Here is a 17,996-nt window from a genome sequence, read left to right as displayed (position 1 = left end):
TCGTATGCAGAACGGAGGTTGAAATGATGCATTGGACAGTTGGAATGGTGATATTCGCAGTGGCGGTTGTCGTGATCGTAATCGTGGCGGTGCTCGTGGCCGGAAGGCGCCGGGCATCCCGAACAAAGGCAGCGGCCGAAGTGGAAGCGGCGGAAAGTCTGTTTGAAGAAGTGGAGATCATGGCCGATCAGGATAACGGGCCGACCGATGAAGAGCGTTTTTTGGCCGGCACCGTGGCCGATGTCTGCGGCGAAGAAGCGCGGCTGTACCGAAATATCTATGTGCCGACGGCAGACGGCGGCACCCATGTCATTCATCTGATGCTCAGAGAACGCAGCGGGATTTACGTGTTTAAATATCTGCATGTGCCGGATGGCTGGATTGTCGGCGAAGAAAGTGCGCGTTGGTGGACCCACTTTAAATCGCCGGAAGATAAAAATTATTTCGATAATCCGATGGCCGAAGTGGATGCCGATATTAAGGCGCTGATTTCTTTCTTTCCCAAAACCGCGCGTCAGGATTATCACGGCTTTGTGGTGATCAGCGACAATGCGGAAATTCGCGACGTTCGAACAGAATCGGCCAATCATGTGATCAGTCTCAGCGATCTTCCGCAGACCCTCAGGGCCGATTTGGAAGGCTATTCGCCGGTGTTTTCCGAAGGGGTCGATAAAATGATGGCCCGGGTACTTGCGACAATGAAAAACAACGTGGGGCTGGAGCAGCGTTTGATCAAACTGAAAGAGACCATGATGGTCGAGAGCGAAAAGGCGCGGGCGATGCGCCGGGCAACCGATCAGGCAACCGGCCGCACTCGCGTTTACGATCCTCAGAATCTCGTGGAGGAAATCGATGCGCTCAGTTCGGAGGAAAGGCGTAAGCCAGAGGATCGCTTCACGCGGTCGGAGCTCGCCTTGCGGGAATCGCTGATGCTTTGGCGCAAGCGCCAGGCGCAGCGAACCCGGCACAGCGAAGTTGTGATTTTGAGCGACCGCGGTTTGGATAACATTGTGAAAGCCAAGCCGTCGAGCATCGATCAGCTGCTCCGCGTCTCCGGGATGGACAGCGAGCAGATCAGCCGTTACGGCGAGGCCATTTTGCAAATGGTGGACCATACGCCGATTTAAAGCCGCACAGCAGCAAGGCAGAACCTCGATTCTGCCTTTATTTTTGCGATAGCCGGATGGCAGACCGTTCGTTTTTCGGAGGGCATTCGCCCGGCAGAAGGCTGACAAAAAAGTCGATGGCAAAATAAAAACAGGCTTGATTTTGATCGTTGCTGTGATATAATACAGACAATTCCGAGCGAACGAGTTGGAATTGCTCAGGAGGCAAAAAATGAAATTATCAACCAAAGGACAATACGGCGTGCTTGCGATGTGCGAACTGGCTTCGCACTACGGCAAGGGGCCGATGTCCATCAAAGAAATAGCAGATAAACAGCATTTTTCCGATGCGTATCTCGAACAATTATTTTCGAAGCTCAAAAAGGCGGGCTTGATCCGGAGTCTGCGCGGCGCCCATGGGGGCTATCAGTTAACGCGGGAGCCCAGCGCCATTGTCGTGGGAGAAGTGATCGATGCGGTGGAAGGCCCCATCGAATTTTGCGGCTGTGATGCCGAAGCGGTGGACTGCAACCGGGCGCAGTCCTGCCCGACGGTGAACCTGTGGATGGACGTTCAGAACAGCATCCGCTCGGTGATCGACCATCGCTCGCTTCAGGATTTGATCGGCGGCTCAGATGGAGAGTCTTTATGAATCGGATTTATTTGGATCATGCGGCGACAACGCCGGTGGATCCGGCCGTTGCCCAGGTGATGCAGCCTTATTTGGATGCGGTTTTCGGCAATCCCTCGGCTGTTTACCGGGACGGTCAGGCGGCGCGGGCCGGCGTTGAAGAGGCCAGACGCCAGGTGGCGGCGCTGTTAAAAGCTGAACCGGCCTCTATTTTTTTTACTTCCGGCGGCTCCGAATCCGATAATTGGGCGATAAAAGGCACGGCCTTTGCCCTTCGGGCGCGGGGGCGCCATTTGATTACCACGGCGATCGAGCACCCCGCCGTGCTCGGCACCTGCGCTTTTCTTGAACGCTGCGGCTTTGAAATCACCTATTTGCCGGTGGACAGCGTCGGTTTGGTCGATCCCAAAGCGCTTAAGGCGGCGATTCAAGACGATACGATTTTGGTTTCGGTGATGGCGGCCAACAACGAAATCGGCACCGTCGAGCCCATTGCGGAGCTGGCTGCCGTTGCCCATGCGGCCGGCGTGCGATTTCACACGGATGCCGTGCAGGCCTGCGGCAATGTATCCATGGATGTGCGGGCGTTGGATGTGGATCTGCTGTCCCTTTCCGGGCACAAGTTTTATGGGCCCAAGGGCGCCGGCGCCCTTTACGTTCGGCCGGGCTGCAAGCTGGAACCGTTGATTCACGGCGGTGAACAGGAACGCGGCCGCCGTGCCGGCACCGAAAACACGGCGGCCATCGTCGGCATCGGCGCGGCGGCGAAGCTGGCAGCAGCCGATCAGGCGGCCGGCGCCAGGCGGGAAGCGGCGCTGCGGGACGCGTTAATTGCCGGGCTCACGGCGATTCCCGGGGTGCGTCTCACCGGGCATCCCGAGCGTCGCTTGCCGGGGAATGCCAGCTTTTGCTTCGACGATTTGCGCAGCGAGGCCCTGCTCACCGCGCTGGATCTGGCCGGGATCGAAGCTTCCGGAGGATCGGCTTGCACGGCGGGCTCGCTGAGTCCCTCCCATGTGCTTACCGCCATCGGCGTGCCGGAAAACCGCGCGCGCAACGCGCTGCGCCTGACCCTTGGCCGCGGCACTACGGCAAAACAAATCGAGCAAACGGTGACGGCCGTCCGGCGGATTGTCGAACGGCTGCGAGCATAAAAAATAAAACGAAACGGCGCGGAGAATCATCGGCGCATCCCGTCAGGGTTTCATCACGGAACCTTGACTTTTTTATTGGTTACGTTAAAATAATAGCAGCACTTTTTGCTGATTTTAAGCCGGATGATCATTCCGGTTTTCATAACGAATCACAGGAAACGAGAGGACAGAAATTGATGGAACCTTTGGGACTGAACGAAATACGCGAACGCTACCTCGCTTTTTTTGAAAGCAAGGGGCATCTGCGGCTTAAGAGTTTTTCGCTGGTGCCGCACAACGATAAAAGTTTGCTTTTGATCAATTCGGGGATGGCCCCGATGAAGGCTTATTTCACCGGGGACGAAGTGCCGCCGCGCAAACGGGTCACGACCTGCCAGAAATGCATCCGCACGCCGGATATTGACAACGTCGGGAAAACCGCGCGCCACGGGACTTTTTTTGAAATGATGGGCAATTTTTCCTTCGGGGATTATTTCAAGCCGGAGGTGATTCCGTGGGCCTGGGAATTTATTACCGACAAAATGGGCATGGATCCGGACAAGATTTACGTGACGATTTATCTGGACGACGACACCGCCCACGATTTGTGGCGGTCGGTTGGCGTGGCGGAAGATCACATTGTGCGTTTGGGCAAGGAAGACAACTTTTGGGAGCACGGGACTGGTCCCTGCGGTCCCTGCTCGGAAATTTTCTATGACCGCGGCGAGGCTTACGGCTGTGGCAAACCCACCTGCGGGCCGGGCTGTGACTGCGATCGCTTTGTGGAATTCTGGAATCTGGTATTCACTCAGTTTGATCGGGATGAAAACGACCGCTACACGCCGCTTGACCATCCGAATATCGATACGGGTATGGGGCTTGAACGCATGGCGACGATTTTGCAGGGCGTCGACAACATCTTTGAGGTGGATACGATCCGCCACGTCTTAGATTACATTTGCAGTCTTTGCGGCGAACATTACGGCGATGACGCGGAAAAGGATGTTTCCATCCGCGTCATTACTGACCACATTCGATCGGTGACCTTTATGATCGGTGACGGCATTATGCCGAGCAATGAGGGGCGGGGCTATGTGCTGCGCCGGATTTTGCGTCGAGCTGCCCGACATGGCCGACTGCTGGGGATCAAGGGCACCTTCCTTCACGATGTGGCCAAGGAAGTGGTGGCCGTTTCCGGCGATGCCTATCCGGAACTCAAAGAAAAACAGAAAACCATTCAGAAGATTATTCAAATTGAAGAAGAACGCTTTGACGCGACCATCGACCAAGGGCTGTCCCAGCTCAATGCGATGCTCGAAAAGCTCGAAGCGGAAGCCCCCGGCGAAAGGATTTTTTCGGGCGCAGAGGCGTTTAAACTTTACGACACCTTTGGTTTCCCCTTTGATCTGACGCGGGAAATTGTTGAGGAACGGGGTTTTGCCATTCCCTACGAAGATTTTGAGAAGGCCATGGATGCCCAGCGGGAACGGGCCCGCGCCGCCCGCGCCGAAAGCGATACGGCCGTTTGGGCGGACGATCCTTTTAACCCGCTGGGGGCCGACGCGGTGGATGCCTTTGTGGGTTACGACGCGCTGAAGGCCGACGGCAAAATTCTGGGGCTGATCGTGAACGACACCTTGGTGGATGAAGCCAAGGCCGGTGACAATGTGCTGGTGCTGCTTGATCAAACGGTGTTTTATGCTCAAAGCGGCGGGCAGGTTGGCGACAGCGGTGTGATCGAAAGTGCCGACGGCACCGCGAGAATTGCCGTGAGCGATTGCCGTTATGGCAGTCTGAAGCGCCATATTCATTATGGGAAGGTTGAAAGCGGCAGCTTTAAAACGGGTCAGACAGTGATCAGCGAAGTGAACAAGGCGGACCGTATGGCAACGGCCCGCAACCACACCGCCACGCATATGCTGCAAAAGGCGCTCAAGCAGGTGCTTGGGGATCATGTGGAACAGGCCGGTTCCTTTGTCTCGCCGGACCGCCTGCGTTTTGACTTTAACCATTTTCAGCCGATGACGGCTGAAGAAATCGCCAGGGTTGAAACGATCGTGAATCAGGTGATTCTTGAAGCGATGCCGGTGACTATTTTCGAAACGGATATCGACGAGGCAAAAAAACTCGGCGCCATGGCGCTTTTTGGTGAAAAATACGGCAACATTGTTCGCGTGGTGCGCGTCGGGGATTATTCCATCGAGTTATGCGGCGGCACCCATCTAACCAACGCCGCCCAGGCCGGGATGTTCAAAATTTTAAGCGAAAGCGGTGTTGCGGCCGGCATTCGCCGGATTGAAGCCGCAACCGGGATGAATACCTATCATGAAATGGCCAGGGCCGAAGCGACTTTGCGAAAGGTTTCGGGCATGGTGAAGGCGAACCCGGCACAGCTGGTTGAAAAGATCGCCGAACTTGAGGAACAAGGCAAAGCCCAGGATCGGGAAATCGCGGCGCTCAAGCAGCAGCAGGCAGGATCTGCGGCCGGGGAGATTGCCCAAAACATCGTCGAAATTGCCGGGGTGAAAGCGGCGATTGCCGGCGTAGACGGCATGGAAATGGACGAGCTGCGCGAGCTTTCCGACAGGCTCAAGGATAAAATGGGTAGCGGCATCGCCGTGATCGGAACGGTGAACGGCGGCAAGATCAATTTTATCGCGACGGCGACGAAGGATCTTGTCAAGCGCGGTTTTCACGCGGGCAATTTGATTCGCGAAGTGGCTCAAGTTGCCGGCGGCGGCGGCGGCGGCCGCCCGGATATGGCCCAGGCCGGCGGCAAACGACCGGAAAAAATGGCCGACGCTCTCGAAAAAGCTAAAGATTTAATCAAGGATCAATTGGCATAAACCTGTTTTGAGAAAATAAACGGTCCCAAATCGAAATAAAGCTTGTTTTGGCTGCTTTGTTGCGGTAAAATGATACAAGACCCGATGGGAGGAGAAGGCATAATGAGTGATAATAATCAGACGATTTTTGATCGTGGAACCATCATGTTCGATGCAGATAAGCAAAGAGGACAGGCGATTGATGCGATTATGAAAGCCGTTCAGGAAGCTTTGGTTGCGAAGGGCTACAATCCCGTTAATCAGATCGTCGGTTACGTTATGTCTGGAGATCCGACTTATATTACGAGCTACAATGATGCCAGGACTTTAATTCAGCGGATTGAGCGCGACGAATTATTGGATGAGCTGGTCAAGCGTTATTTAGACGGTATCACTGAGTGAACGAGCCAATAAAATGATTCATAGAAGTCCCAGGTGCGGCCATCTGGGGCTTTTTCTTTAAGCCGTTTTGCGGATGCGGCGTTAAAAATAGCGGATGGTCAAAACGGGAGAAAGATGTGACAGAGAAAATTTTAGGCTTAGATATCGGCGATAAATACGTTGGTATTGCAGTTTCAGACGCTTTGGGTGTAACGGCGCAGGGCTACCGAACCTATAAAAAAGCCGATCGAAATGCAGATTTGGCATTTTTCGGCGATGTGGTGACACAGTTTAACATTAAGACCGCGGTCGCGGGGCTGCCGAAGGATATGGATGGCCGGGAGACTGCGCAAGTGCGAAAAACCAAAAATTATTGTAATTTCTTAGCAAAGCGTCTTGGGCTTGAAGTTATCTATATTGACGAGCGGTTGACAACAAGAGCCTCGGAAGCGGTTTTGATCGCCGGCGGCGTGCGTCGGGAAAACCGCAAGCAGCATATTGATACCCTGTCGGCCCAGCTCATTTTGCAAATGTATTTAGACCGCGAGAACGATCCGTATGCGCAGTAATATATCGGAGACCCTGTGCTGGCAAGGCGGGGTGACTTTGGATGGCAAGCGTTATGCCATCTTTAGCAATGCCGAGCATCAGCTGCGCATCATGGCGATTGTCGATATCGACGATGGCGGAGAGCGGCACGAGGTGCTGGAGCCGGTGGCGGATGCCCCGTTGATAGCCCGGATTAAAAGCAAATGGCAACAGCAATAAGCCGTTGCATCGGAGTGATCCATAAAAAAGAAAAGAGGTATGCAAATGGCAGAAGAACGCAATCATGATCATCAGAACGGACACGCTGAAACGATCATGCTGAAAAACGAAGCAGGGGAAGAGAAAGCCTTTGAATTGGTATGCACCCTGAGTGTTGAAGAAAAAAACTACGCCATCCTGGCAGATGCCGATTTGGATGAAGCGATTGCCATGCGGATTGAAGGCGATGAAAATGAGGATGAAGCCATGGCTTTGGTTCCGGTGGACGACGAAGCGGAATTTCAAGCTGTGGCAGATGCCTATGACCAGATCGACCCTGATGAATTGGGGTTTGAAGGTTAATTGCGTCTGTCGGAACAGCCATTGGCCGATGCCAGTTTGATCAAGCGGCGCAATCGGTTCGTGGCAGAGGTGCGCCTTGCTGACGGCAGCGAAACGATCGCCCATGTGCCCAATACCGGCCGTATGGGGGAATTGATGCTGCCGGGAGCGGCGCTGCGCTTGAGCTTTAATCCGGCGCCAAATCGCAAAACGGATTATACGCTGCTCGCGGTGAGTTATCAGGATCGTTGGGTTTGTATTGATGCAACGATGGCCAATCGTCTGGCCTATGAATATTTTGTGTCGCTTCCTGAAATCAATGACTTGCGGCGGGAGGTGACCCGAGGTGACAGCCGCTTCGATCTGGCCGGGACTTTTGACGGGCGCCCGGGCGCTATTGAAGTGAAGAGTGTCAATTTGGTAGTGAAGTGCGGCGGGCGGGCCTGCGCTTGCTTTCCGGATGCCCCGACGGCCAGGGGGCGTAAACACCTGCGCAGTCTCATCGATGGGGTTCGGGCGGGTTATGCCGACGGGCTTTGTTTTGTTGTCCAGCGGGAGGACGCGGTCTGTGTGATTCCTAACGAAGCGACCGATTCGGAATTTGCGGCCCTTTTGCGGGAAGGCATTTCGGCGGGGCTTTGCGTGACGGCATTGCGCTGTCAAGTGACGCGGGATGAAATTTCGATAACGGGTGAACTTCCGGTTGACGCTTTTGCGAGCAATAAAGGAATGATAAAAAGAATTTAAAATCCCCGAAGGGATAAAAATAATAAATAAGTGCGCGGTGTGCAATCACGTGCGATCAGAAAGGAAGTTATTTTTTTGAGCGAGAATCAACAGCAGAATAAGAATCAGAGTCATCGGAGAGGGTGGTTTCGCCGCAAGAAGAACGGAAAAAGCGGCAGCATCCATAAGCATGAAGCCAGTCGGAAACGGGAAAAGAAACTGAGGATCATTCCCGTCGGCGGCCTCGGCGAGATCGGGAAGAACATGACGGCCTTCCAGTACGGGGATGAAATCATCATCGTCGACTGCGGGCTTAAATTTCCGGATGATGACATGTACGGCATCGACACGGTGCTGCCGGATTACAGCTATCTGGAAAAGAATGCCGATAAAGTAAAGGCGCTGGTCATTACCCACGGTCACGAAGATCATATCGGCGGGATCCCGTATTTTCTGAAGCGGGTGAATGCGCCGATTTATGCGACAAAGCTGACCGTCGGTTTGATTGATCACAAACTGGAAGAACATCGGCTGATCAGCAAGACCAAACGGCATATCATCAGCGCCGGCAGCGAGGTTACCATCGGTGATTTCCGGGTGGAATTTATCCATGTGAACCACTCGATTGCCGATTCGGTTGCGCTGTGCATCAAAACGCCGGCGGCCACGGTTTTCCATACTGGGGACTTCAAAATTGATTTTCATCCGGTGGATGGCGACATCATCGATTTGCAGCGCATCGCGGCGTTGGGCAATCGCGGTGTCGACCTGTTGCTCTGCGATTCGACGAACGTGGAAGAATCAGGCTATGCCGGCAGCGAAAGCGATATCGGAAAGACTTTTTTTAATCTGTTCCGCGGCAATAAGAACCGCATCATCGTGACGACCTTTGCGTCGAATGTGCATCGCATTCAGCAGGTGATCAACACGGCGGCTTACTATAACCGCAAGGTGATCATCAACGGGCGCAGCATGGAAACCATGACGTCGGTAGCCAGCGACCTGGGTTATCTCGATGTCCCCAAAGATGTGGTGATCGACATTAAGGATATGAAGAAATACAAGCCATCCCAATTGGTGGTGATCACCACCGGCTCTCAGGGCGAACCGATGGCGGCCCTCGGGCGTATGGCTAACGGCAACCATCGATTCTTGCAGATCGATAAGAACGACACGATCATTATTTCCGCTTCGCCGGTGCCGGGGAATGAAAAAATGGTCGCTGAAATTATGAATAAGTTAGTCGATCTGGGCGCGGAGGTGATCTACAATAAATTTGCCTACATCCACACGTCGGGCCACGCTAAATGTGAAGAACTCAAGATCATTCACACTTTGGTGAAACCGCGGTTTTTCATGCCGGTCCATGGGGAGGCGCGGATGCTCAAGCGTCACGCCAAGCTGGCAGAGTCCCTCGGGATGGATCCCAAGAATATTCGGATTCAGCAAAACGGCGATGTGATGGAACTTAGTCACAAAGATTTCAAGAAAGTGGACGAAATTCCGGCAGAAGCTGTTTTGGTGGATGGTCTTGGCGTCGGGGATATCGGTAATATCGTTCTGAACGACCGCAAGCGGCTGTCGGAAGACGGATTGTTCATTGTTGTGCTGTCGATGCGTAAGGGGAAAGTCGTCGCCGGTCCGGATATTATTTCCCGTGGGTTTGTTTATATGCGCGAGTCCGAGGATTTGATTGATGGCGCGCGCAAGGAAGTTCGCAAGGCGCTCAGTGATTGTGAAAACAAAAATATCACCGATTGGAAAAATATCAAAAATGCGATCCAGGATTCGCTTTTCCATTACCTGTATAAGAAGACGCAGCGCAAGCCGATGATCCTGCCCATTTTGATGGAAGTTTGATGCGTCAGCCGAGAATATTGACTAAAAGGGTAACAATTCCAATCGTTCTATGTTAAAATAAAACATCATATCGTGCGGGAGGAGGCCATTTCTGTGGAAAATATTTACGACGCTGCAGATACCTTTGCCGAAACATTGGCAAATGCGCCTGAATGTGTGCGGTTTAGAGCAGCGCAGGCGGCATTGAAGCAGAATCCGGAGCAGTTTCAGCGGGCGCAAAGATATATGCAGGCGCAGCTGGCAATGCAGGCGCGTCAGGCGATGGGCCAGTCCCTTTCAAATGAGGAAATTGCAGATTTCAATGCAAAAACCATGGAGATCATGGCCGTCCCGGAAATCGCTTCCTTTTTCCAGGCGCAGATGGCAGTGATGCCGATATTTCAAGATATTGTTCAGAAAATCAGCACTGCGATCGGTTTGGATGCGAATTTATTCGGCGGATTGCCAGGAATTCATTAAAAAACGGGCAACAATCGAGAAGAGAGGTAATCATGGCGAAAAGTCACGGCGCAAGCGATGGCACCGGCCGCGAGAATGGATACTATAAAACCATTCTGGCAGAAGAGACAGATGCTTCAGAAGAAGCATTGTATGATGAGGAAACGGCGGACGATTGGGACGACGAATTTGATGACGATGCGTATGAGACGGACGATGAGGATCCCGTTTTTGAAGAAAACCGCCGGCGTTCACGAAAGCATATCCTGATTGCATTGGGGTGCGTCGCGCTTGCTGCGATTATTTTTATCGCTGGGTGGCACAGCTATTACAATCGTCAGCTATTGCCGGTATCGAGCAGCAGGAAAAAAATCATTGTTGAAATCCCGGACGGTTCGAACATTGAGGATATTGCCAGAATTCTCGAACGAAAAGGCTTGATCCGCAGCCGCATGGTTTTTCAAAGTTATGCCGGCCGCCACAGCCGGGGCACGAAAAAAATAAAAGCGGCCAATTATCAGTTCACACCGTCGATGTCTTCGGTGCAGATTTTTAACGCCATGCTCAACGGCAAGAGTTATGCCGGGGCTTTATCGGTCACGATTCCGGAAGGGAAGACCGTTAAAGAAATGGCAGAAATCTTATCCGATGCACATATTTGTTCGAAAGATGAATTTATCACCGAAACAAAAAAAGTCAGCGACTATAAAAAGCGCTACAGCATTTTGAGTTCGTATCCGGACAAGGCTTCGGGGCGGACGCCGATGGAGGGATATCTCTTCCCGGATACCTATCAATTCGTATCCAATACCAGTGCTGCGACGGTGGTCAACAGAATGCTGGCCAATACCCAGGCGAAGTTTAATGAAGCGACGCTGAAGAAGATCAAAGACAGCGGTCACTCGGTTGATGAAATTTTGACCATGGGCTCATTGGTGGAAATGGAAAGCAAATTAGACGAAGATAAGACTAATGTGGCTTCGGTGTTCTACAATCGCATCAAGGCGGGGATGAAGCTTCAGTCGGATATCACGGTTAACTATGCGTTGGGCAATAAGAAGGCGGTGCTTTCCAACAATGACTTGAAAGCCGATTCACCCTATAATACGTATCAAAATGCGGGGCTGCCCGTTGGGCCGATTTGCTCGCCGGGGATGAAATCCATCAAGGCGGCGATTGCACCGGCGGATACGAATTATTATTATTTTGTGGCAGACATGAAGTCGGGGAAAATCCATTTTGCCAAGACGATTGATGAACATCAGCAGAATATTAAAAAATACATGAATTAAATTTGAACAAGTGAACAAGAGGACACGCTGCGGCGTGTCCTTTTTAAAAGCAGAGCAATGCTGCGTTACAATTAAAAAGAGCGGAAGATGAAAGAAAAAAGAAAAAAGCCGGAAGTATTGGCACCGGCGGGCAATTTTGAGAAACTGCGGTTTGCCGTTGTTTACGGCGCCGATGCCGTTTATTGTGCCGGAGCGCATTTTGGGCTGCGGGCACGGGCCGATAATTTTTCGGATGAGGAACTGGGCGAAGCGACAGCTTGGGTGCATGCCCGGGGGAAGAAGATTTTTGTCACGCTGAACATGATCCCACATGAAGCGGATTTTGACGGTTTGGAGCCCTATATTCAATTTTTGCATGAGATCGGCGTGGATGGAGTGCTCGTCGCAGATCCGGGCGTGTTTGCCGTGGTGCGCCGGACAGCGCCCGAGCTTGCGGTGTCGGTAAGTACCCAGGCGAACAACGTCAACAGCCGGTCTGTGGGTTTTTGGCACGATTTGGGAGCCAGTCGCATTGTGCTGGCCAGAGAGCTTTCCGGCGCAGAGATCAAGACCCTTTGTGAAACGCGGCCGGCCGGCATGGAGATCGAAACGTTTGTGCACGGGGCCATGTGCATTTCCTATTCCGGGCGCTGTCTGCTGTCCCATTATCTGACGGGGCGGGATGCCAACCGCGGAGACTGCGCTCAGCCCTGCCGCTGGCAATATCGGTTGGAGGAGTCCAGGCGGCCGGGAGAATATTTTCCGGTGTCTGAGGATGAAACGGGTACTTTTATCATGAATTCCAAGGATTTGTGCCTGGCGCGTCAGGTTCCGGAGCTGATGCGGTTCGGCGTCGACAGTTTTAAAATCGAGGGGCGGATGAAGAGTGCCTTTTATGTGGCGACAGTGACGGGCATTTACCGGCGCATTGTCGACGCGGCAGCGGCGGATCCCGATTTTGTGGTGCCGCCGGATTGGGTGGCGGAACTCACCAAGGTCAGTCACCGCCATTACACCACGGCTTTCTACGGTGGCATTGCCGGGCCGGATGCTGAAAATTTCGGCACCAGCAGTTACACCCGGAATTACGATTTTGCCGGGGTGGTTTTGGATTATGATGCGGCGTCGGGCATGGCGACGGTGGAGCAGCGCGGCAAGATTAATGAGGGCGATGCAATCGAAATTATTCAGCCGGGCACGGGGGATTCGCCGCTGTTTTCGGCGCAGCAGGCTAAAGGGCTGACAGACGCGGCCGGCGTGCCGATTGCATCGACCCCCCACGCCAAAATGCGCTATCGCTTAAAGCTCGACCAGCCGGTGGCGCCGATGAGCATTTTGCGCAGAAAAAGCGCCGAACGTGAGGAGGCTTTATGTTTTTAAAAAACTATCGCGCTGAGGATTTAAAAAAAGACCTGCCGTCGGGGATTATCGTGGCGCTGGTGTCGATTCCTATCGCCATGGGTTACGCGCAGATTGCGGGGCTGCCCCCGGTGTATGGGCTTTATGGCTCTCTCTTGCCGATTTTGGTTTTCGGGCTGATCACCTCGTCTCCCCGGTTTGTGTTTGGCGTGGATGCGGCGCCGGCGGCATTGGTCGGCAGTTTGGTGGTGGGGACCCTTGGCATCAGGCTGCAATCGGCGGCGGCTGTCCGCGTGGTGCCGGTGATCACGTTGGCGGTGACTCTGTGGCTATTGTTTTTTTGGCTACTTAAAGCAGGCCGGTTCACCAAGTTTATCTCCTCGCCGGTGCTCGGCGGGTTCATCACCGGGATTTGCACTGAGATCATTCTGATGCAGATCCCCAAGCTTTACGGCGGAACGGCCGGCATGGGGGAAATCGCTGAGCTTCTGCCCCATATCGCGGCGACGGCTCAGGCCGGTTTCAACGTGCTTTCTCTGGCGCTTGGCGTGGGGACCTTTGTCGTGATTATGCTCGGCAAAAGGGTGTGCCCAAAGGTGCCGATGAGTGTGGTGATGATGGGCGTCGGCGCGGTATTAACATTGATATTTCACCTGGATCAGCATGGGGTAGCGCTGCTGCCGGCGGTGCCCCCGGGACTGCCTCGGCCGGTGCTCCCGCAGCTTGATGCCAGACTTCTGGCCATGCTGCCGCGGATTTTCATATCCAGCTTTTCAGTGGCGCTGGTGATTACGGCAGAGACATTGTTGGCGACGGGTTCGGTGGGGATGGCCCATGGGGATTCCATTGACAACAACCGGGAGCTTTTGGCCTATACTGCGGCAAATCTGGTATCGGGGCTTTTTGGCTGCCCGCCGGTCAGCGGTTCGGTGTCGCGCACCGGGATTGCCGGGGATTTTGGGGTCAACTCCCAGATGATGTCGGTGGTGGCCGCGGCGACAATGGCACTGGTGCTTTGTTTTGCGACGGGCTTTATCGGCTTTTTGCCGGTGCCGGTGCTTACGGGAATCGTGATTGCGGCGCTGTTCTCAATTCTTGAATTTGATCTGGCCCATAAACTCAAAAAGGTCGACCGGGTGGAATTCGTGATTTTTTATATCGTTTTTGCCGTGGTGCTCATCCGCGGCTCCGTCGCCGGCGTGGTGGCCGGTGTGGGGCTATCGTTTCTCACCGTGGTGCTTAGGGCATCCCGACCGGCAACCGCTTTTCTCGGCTGTATTCCAGATCACGAGGGTTTTTATGCCCTGTCGCGCACCCGGGATGCGCGACCGATTGAAAATGTGGTGCTCTACCAATTCAATGCGGCACTTTTCTTTGCCAATATCGGTGTGTTTCAGTCTCAGCTGGAAGCGGCAGTCACCAGCAACACCCGTGTGGCGGTGGTGGACGCCAGGGGCATCAGCAGCGTGGATGTGACGGCCACGGAGCAGCTGCTCATTTTGTATCGGCATTTGAAGGCCCGAGGTGTTCGACTTTATCTCACCGAGCATCCCGGTGCGGTGAATGATCAGCTGCGCACCTTCGGCGGACAGGTGCTTTTCGACGATCACGCGCTGCGCCCGACAATGGCGATGGCTTTGGCGGATGCTGGCCTCACACCGCCCTATCCCCTAACTGAGGGAGACGGCGCGACCTATGTGCGCCTGCCGGAGGGCGCCGCAGGGCAAGGGGGCCCGGCCGATGCGGCGATGGCGGAATACGAATGGGTTTACGGTGCCGATGCCGACCACAAAATGAGGGAAATGGCAGAGCGTTTTGCAGAGGATATTGCCGCGGCGGATCGCTTTGACGGCGAACAGATTGCCGCGAAGGAACAGCGACAGTTTGGCCAGTATTGGAGCGGCCTCGACGAAGAAAAGTTCATGGATCTTCTGGAAATGCGGTTGGCTATGATGGAAAACAAAGGCGATCTGAGCGCGGAACAGTATCAGAAAATCGTTGCCGATTTGGTGGCCTATCATGCGCATCTGGACGAGAAGCTGATCGGCATGGAGCGGGAAGCCCTCAAGCGCATTGTGCATTTTCGGATGCATCGGGAGCGCTATTTCAAAACGCATTATCCGGAGACCTTTGAACAATTCAGACAGGCGCGGAATCGCCATCGGCAGATTCTCAAGCAGGAAAATCCGGCGCTGGCCGCCCGCATTGAGGCTTGGCGCAAACAGCTGGCAGATCAGATGGACTGGCCGCCGCATTCATAAAGGCTTTCCAATCAAAAAGCAGCTCGTTGGAGCTGCTTTTTTCGCGTGTTGTTTTTGGCGGTCTGCAATTAAGCGATCAGCCGGTGGCGTTTTCGTGCCAGAAATCAACCGGTTCATAATCCTGGAGTTTGGCCAGAAAACCCTTTTCGGTCAGGGCTTCCTGGATCAGATCGAGAATTTCCTCCGACTCGGCAGTGACGGTGTGGTAGTGATAGCCGGCGGTGGTGTTTTTCAAAAGGGTTGAAGGGCCGGGCGTAATATGGGAAAGATAGATGTGGATATCGCGTCGGGAACGGATCGGAAGTGGGGCCCTCAGCACGCCGTAAACCCGATGAAAAACAAAGACGTCCTCGACTTTTCCCCCGAGATCGACGATGGTGGTCAGTTCTTCTTCTGTCTGTTCGTCGCTGTGATTGACTTTGAATACCCGGCTGGCTGTCAATGCGGCCTGACGCAGACAATAACCGCGATGGGTGGAGAGAATGTCGATGCCGTCGGCACGCATCAGGGCGATGTCCTGCACCACCACCTGGCGGCTCACGCCGGTTTTTTGGGCCAGGATGGCTCCGGGGAGTGGCTTTGCACTGCCGGAAAGCAGATAATAAATGTGTTGTCGGCGTTCTTTTCCCTTCATAAAGGCTCCTTTCTAATGGGATGAATACGCTGGGCATTAAAGCCGGCGCAGATTTTTTAAAGACAGATCGAGAATGGGGGCCGAATGGGTCAGGGCACCGCTGGAGATATAATCGGCGCCGAGATCGGCTATTTTGGCGATGGCTTCGGCGGTGATATTGCCGGAAATTTCCACCTCGGCCTGATGGTTGATGCGGGCGATGGCTTCGGCCATCGCGTCGTGATCCATGTTGTCAAGCATGATGATATCGGCGCCGGCCGCCAGGGCCTCTTCGGCCATGGCCAAAGTCTCGACTTCAACCTCGATTTTATGCACAAAGGGCGCGTAGGCCCTGGCGCTGGTGACCGCCCTGGTGATGGAGCCGGCTGCAGCGATGTGGTTGTCCTTGAGCATCACCCCGTCCGTCAGGTTGTAGCGGTGGTTGTGCCCGCCGCCGATGCGCACAGCGTATTTTTCGAAAAGCCGGTTGTTGGGTGTGGTTTTTCGGGAGTCCAGCAGCTTAAGATCGCTGCGGCATTCGGCCAGCAGATCGACGACCTTGCGAGCAGCGGTGGCGATGCCGCTCATGCGCTGCAGATAATTGAGGGCGGTGCGTTCTCCGGAAAGCAGGACGCGGATGTCCCCGCGGACGATGGCAAGCTTTTGTCCGGGGGTCACGCGGTTGCCGTCGGCGGCAAGGGCTTCGACGACGGTGTCCGGATCTAATAGGGCAAAAACCCGGGCGAAGACCGGCATCCCGCACAGGACCCCGTCACCCTTAGCGAGCAGCTCCACTTCGCCGGGGCAGGCTTCGGGCATCACGCAATTGGTGGTGATGTCCTCTCGGGTGATATCTTCCTTGAGGGCAGCGGTGATTAACGGATCGGCGTTTAACGTCATGGAAATCGGGTCGAGTTGAACCATAAAAACCTCCTTAGGCGATGCAGCGCGCGTGGACGCGGTTGATGGCCAGTTTGACCTGTTCGTGATTGTTTTCTTCCAGGCGCCGGCTGTCGGCGTAGTGATCCCAATCGATTGCATTAAAAGGGTGCAGAGATGGCGCGGCTTCGGTGCGGACAGAGATATCGCGGGCGGCGCGGCGGGCAAAGACCAGACTTTCCAGTAGGGAATTGCTGGCCAGGCGGTTTCTGCCGTGAACGCCGTTGCAGGCCGTTTCGCCGACGGCATAAAGCTGGGGCATGGAGGTCGCGCTTTCGTAATTCACGGCGACCCCGCCCATGAAGTAATGCTGGGCCGGCACTACGGGAATGCATTCCCTGTCGACATCATAACCGTGCTCGGCGCAATGGGCGATGATGTTGGGGAAATGCGCGTGACGTTCTCTGGCCGGGATCGGGCGCAGATCCTCCCAGACAAATGGTGTTTGATCCTTGCGCATCTGAGCGTGAATGGCCTGGGTGAGTTTGTCCCGGGGGAGCAGCTCGTCCACAAAGCGGCGGCCGTTTTTGTCGTAAAGCAGTGCGCCTTCGCCGCGCACCGATTCGGAAATCAGAAAGGAGCGCTCTTCAGGATTCGGTGTGTATAACGTGGTGGGATGGATCTGGACGTAATCGATGTTTTTCAGCGCGACGTGGTGATGCAAGGCGATGGCCAGGGCGTCTCCCGTCAAATGGTGAAAATTGGTGGAGTGGGGATAGAGCCCGCCGATGCCGCCGCAGGCCAGCACGGTGTGCCTTGCGGCAACGGCGGAAAGCTTGCCGTTTGCGCCGAGCAGGATACCGCCGGCGCAGGTACCGTCGTCCTCGACGATATCGAGCAGGGTGGTGTGGGGCATCAGGGTGACGTTGGGCAGGGCCTGAACCGCCGTCAGAAGATGGCTGGTGATTTCCCGGCCGGTGATGTCTTCGTGGAAGAGGATGCGATTTTGGGAATGCGCCCCCTCTCGGGTGAAGCAAAACGATCCGTCGGCGTTGCGGGCAAAGGTCACGCCGTAGCCGACGAGGTCCTCGATGATGCTTTTGGAATCGCGGATCATGATCGTTACGGAGCTCCTGTCGTTTTCGCCGTGGCCTGCGCGCAGCGTGTCGGCAAAATAGGCATCGAAGTCGCTGTCGTCCCGAAGCATGCAGATGCCGCCCTGGGCCAGGTAGGAATCATTTTCGGTGAGGCCCGCCTTGGTGATCAAAGTGATCTTCAGATGTCGGGGCAGATTTAACGCGGTGTAAAGACCGGAACAACCGGAGCCGACGATGAGCACGTCGGTTTGGTTCAGCGGATGACCGCCGGACGAAGAAGGGGTGTGCATGATCGTAGTCAATCCTTTCGAATATTTAGCAGTGTGG

General features: G+C 54.5%; 17 protein-coding genes. 14 read left to right on the top strand and 3 right to left on the bottom strand.

Annotation, left to right across the window (positions count from 1 at the left end):
* Window positions 1–23: 23 nt before the first annotated feature.
* From HMPREF0721_RS04695 to HMPREF0721_RS04635, 14 genes are all read left to right on the top strand, one after another.
* On the top strand, window positions 24–1,127 hold the full coding sequence (locus HMPREF0721_RS04695) for an HRDC domain-containing protein (protein WP_006598447.1): 1,104 nt from the start codon (window positions 24–26) through the stop codon (window positions 1,125–1,127).
* Window positions 1,128–1,338: 211 nt separating this feature from the next.
* Window positions 1,339–1,758 (top strand): RrF2 family transcriptional regulator, encoded by a 420-nt coding sequence (locus HMPREF0721_RS04690; protein WP_006598446.1) that lies wholly within the window; start codon window positions 1,339–1,341, stop codon window positions 1,756–1,758.
* Entirely contained in the window at window positions 1,755–2,891 is a 1,137-nt protein-coding gene (locus HMPREF0721_RS04685; RefSeq protein ID WP_006598445.1) for a cysteine desulfurase family protein, read from the top strand. The genes HMPREF0721_RS04690 and HMPREF0721_RS04685 overlap by 4 nt, the downstream gene beginning before the upstream one ends.
* 176 nt (window positions 2,892–3,067) lie before the next feature.
* On the top strand, window positions 3,068–5,716 hold the full coding sequence (gene alaS / locus HMPREF0721_RS04680) for an alanine--tRNA ligase (RefSeq protein ID WP_006598444.1): 2,649 nt from the start codon (window positions 3,068–3,070) through the stop codon (window positions 5,714–5,716).
* A gap of 102 nt (window positions 5,717–5,818) precedes the next feature.
* The gene (locus tag HMPREF0721_RS04675) at window positions 5,819–6,097 is read left to right on the top strand and encodes an IreB family regulatory phosphoprotein (protein ID WP_040639916.1); all 279 of its coding nucleotides are present in this window, start codon (window positions 5,819–5,821) and stop codon (window positions 6,095–6,097) included.
* A gap of 116 nt (window positions 6,098–6,213) precedes the next feature.
* Window positions 6,214–6,645, top strand: coding sequence for a Holliday junction resolvase RuvX (gene ruvX / locus HMPREF0721_RS04670; protein WP_006598442.1), 432 nt, complete (start codon window positions 6,214–6,216; stop codon window positions 6,643–6,645).
* Window positions 6,635–6,844 carry a hypothetical protein gene (locus HMPREF0721_RS11765; RefSeq protein ID WP_006598441.1) on the top strand — a complete coding sequence of 70 codons (210 nt, stop codon included), beginning with the start codon at window positions 6,635–6,637 and terminating at the stop codon, window positions 6,842–6,844. The genes ruvX and HMPREF0721_RS11765 overlap by 11 nt, the downstream gene beginning before the upstream one ends.
* Before the next feature lie 45 nt (window positions 6,845–6,889).
* Window positions 6,890–7,186: a DUF1292 domain-containing protein gene (locus tag HMPREF0721_RS04665; protein ID WP_050786963.1), complete on the top strand. Its 297-nt coding sequence runs from the start codon at window positions 6,890–6,892 to the stop codon at window positions 7,184–7,186.
* On the top strand, window positions 7,187–7,912 hold the full coding sequence (gene sfsA / locus HMPREF0721_RS04660; RefSeq protein ID WP_006598439.1) for a DNA/RNA nuclease SfsA: 726 nt from the start codon (window positions 7,187–7,189) through the stop codon (window positions 7,910–7,912).
* A gap of 75 nt (window positions 7,913–7,987) precedes the next feature.
* A complete protein-coding gene (locus HMPREF0721_RS04655; RefSeq protein WP_462687199.1) occupies window positions 7,988–9,751 on the top strand; it encodes a ribonuclease J in 1,764 nt (587 codons plus the stop codon).
* Window positions 9,752–9,844: 93 nt separating this feature from the next.
* Window positions 9,845–10,210 carry a YlbF/YmcA family competence regulator gene (locus tag HMPREF0721_RS04650; RefSeq protein ID WP_040639915.1) on the top strand — a complete coding sequence of 122 codons (366 nt, stop codon included), beginning with the start codon at window positions 9,845–9,847 and terminating at the stop codon, window positions 10,208–10,210.
* Window positions 10,211–10,242: 32 nt separating this feature from the next.
* Window positions 10,243–11,481: an endolytic transglycosylase MltG gene (gene mltG, locus HMPREF0721_RS04645; protein ID WP_006598436.1), complete on the top strand. Its 1,239-nt coding sequence runs from the start codon at window positions 10,243–10,245 to the stop codon at window positions 11,479–11,481.
* Between the two features lie 87 nt (window positions 11,482–11,568).
* The gene (locus HMPREF0721_RS04640; protein ID WP_006598435.1) at window positions 11,569–12,840 is read left to right on the top strand and encodes a peptidase U32 family protein; all 1,272 of its coding nucleotides are present in this window, start codon (window positions 11,569–11,571) and stop codon (window positions 12,838–12,840) included.
* Window positions 12,831–15,080, top strand: a complete 2,250-nt coding sequence (locus HMPREF0721_RS04635; protein WP_006598434.1) for a SulP family inorganic anion transporter — start codon at window positions 12,831–12,833, stop codon at window positions 15,078–15,080. Before HMPREF0721_RS04640 ends, HMPREF0721_RS04635 begins: the two co-directional genes overlap by 10 nt.
* 76 nt (window positions 15,081–15,156) lie before the next feature.
* Here the strand turns inward: HMPREF0721_RS04635 and HMPREF0721_RS04630 are convergent, their stop codons facing one another.
* From HMPREF0721_RS04630 to HMPREF0721_RS04620, 3 genes are read right to left on the bottom strand one after another with little or no spacing between them, the layout of a single operon-like run.
* On the bottom strand, window positions 15,157–15,714 hold the full coding sequence (locus HMPREF0721_RS04630; protein WP_006598433.1) for a transcription repressor NadR: 558 nt from the start codon (window positions 15,712–15,714) through the stop codon (window positions 15,157–15,159).
* 36 nt (window positions 15,715–15,750) lie between these two features.
* Window positions 15,751–16,617 (bottom strand): carboxylating nicotinate-nucleotide diphosphorylase, encoded by an 867-nt coding sequence (gene nadC / locus HMPREF0721_RS04625; RefSeq protein ID WP_006598432.1) that lies wholly within the window; start codon window positions 16,615–16,617, stop codon window positions 15,751–15,753.
* A gap of 10 nt (window positions 16,618–16,627) precedes the next feature.
* Entirely contained in the window at window positions 16,628–17,959 is a 1,332-nt protein-coding gene (locus tag HMPREF0721_RS04620) for an L-aspartate oxidase (RefSeq protein ID WP_006598431.1), read from the bottom strand.
* Window positions 17,960–17,996: the final 37 nt, after the last annotated feature.

The sequence above is a fragment of the Pseudoramibacter alactolyticus ATCC 23263 genome, assembly GCF_000185505.1.
Lineage (GTDB): Bacteria > Bacillota > Clostridia > Eubacteriales > Eubacteriaceae > Pseudoramibacter > Pseudoramibacter alactolyticus.
Note: the sequence above shows the minus strand (reverse complement) of the source record. Positions and strands in the feature narration are given on the sequence as shown.

Coding starts and splice junctions, on each gene's coding strand:
- HMPREF0721_RS04630 (WP_006598433.1), bottom strand. CDS start 15,714: ATGAAGGGAAAAGAACGCCGACAACACATTTATTATCTGCTTTCCGGC.
- HMPREF0721_RS04665 (WP_050786963.1), top strand. CDS start 6,890: ATGGCAGAAGAACGCAATCATGATCATCAGAACGGACACGCTGAAACG.
- HMPREF0721_RS04640 (WP_006598435.1), top strand. CDS start 11,569: ATGAAAGAAAAAAGAAAAAAGCCGGAAGTATTGGCACCGGCGGGCAAT.
- HMPREF0721_RS04690 (WP_006598446.1), top strand. CDS start 1,339: ATGAAATTATCAACCAAAGGACAATACGGCGTGCTTGCGATGTGCGAA.
- HMPREF0721_RS04695 (WP_006598447.1), top strand. CDS start 24: ATGATGCATTGGACAGTTGGAATGGTGATATTCGCAGTGGCGGTTGTC.
- HMPREF0721_RS04685 (WP_006598445.1), top strand. CDS start 1,755: ATGAATCGGATTTATTTGGATCATGCGGCGACAACGCCGGTGGATCCG.
- nadC (WP_006598432.1), bottom strand. CDS start 16,617: ATGGTTCAACTCGACCCGATTTCCATGACGTTAAACGCCGATCCGTTA.
- HMPREF0721_RS04675 (WP_040639916.1), top strand. CDS start 5,819: ATGAGTGATAATAATCAGACGATTTTTGATCGTGGAACCATCATGTTC.
- alaS (WP_006598444.1), top strand. CDS start 3,068: ATGGAACCTTTGGGACTGAACGAAATACGCGAACGCTACCTCGCTTTT.
- HMPREF0721_RS11765 (WP_006598441.1), top strand. CDS start 6,635: ATGCGCAGTAATATATCGGAGACCCTGTGCTGGCAAGGCGGGGTGACT.
- HMPREF0721_RS04635 (WP_006598434.1), top strand. CDS start 12,831: ATGTTTTTAAAAAACTATCGCGCTGAGGATTTAAAAAAAGACCTGCCG.
- mltG (WP_006598436.1), top strand. CDS start 10,243: ATGGCGAAAAGTCACGGCGCAAGCGATGGCACCGGCCGCGAGAATGGA.
- HMPREF0721_RS04620 (WP_006598431.1), bottom strand. CDS start 17,959: ATGCACACCCCTTCTTCGTCCGGCGGTCATCCGCTGAACCAAACCGAC.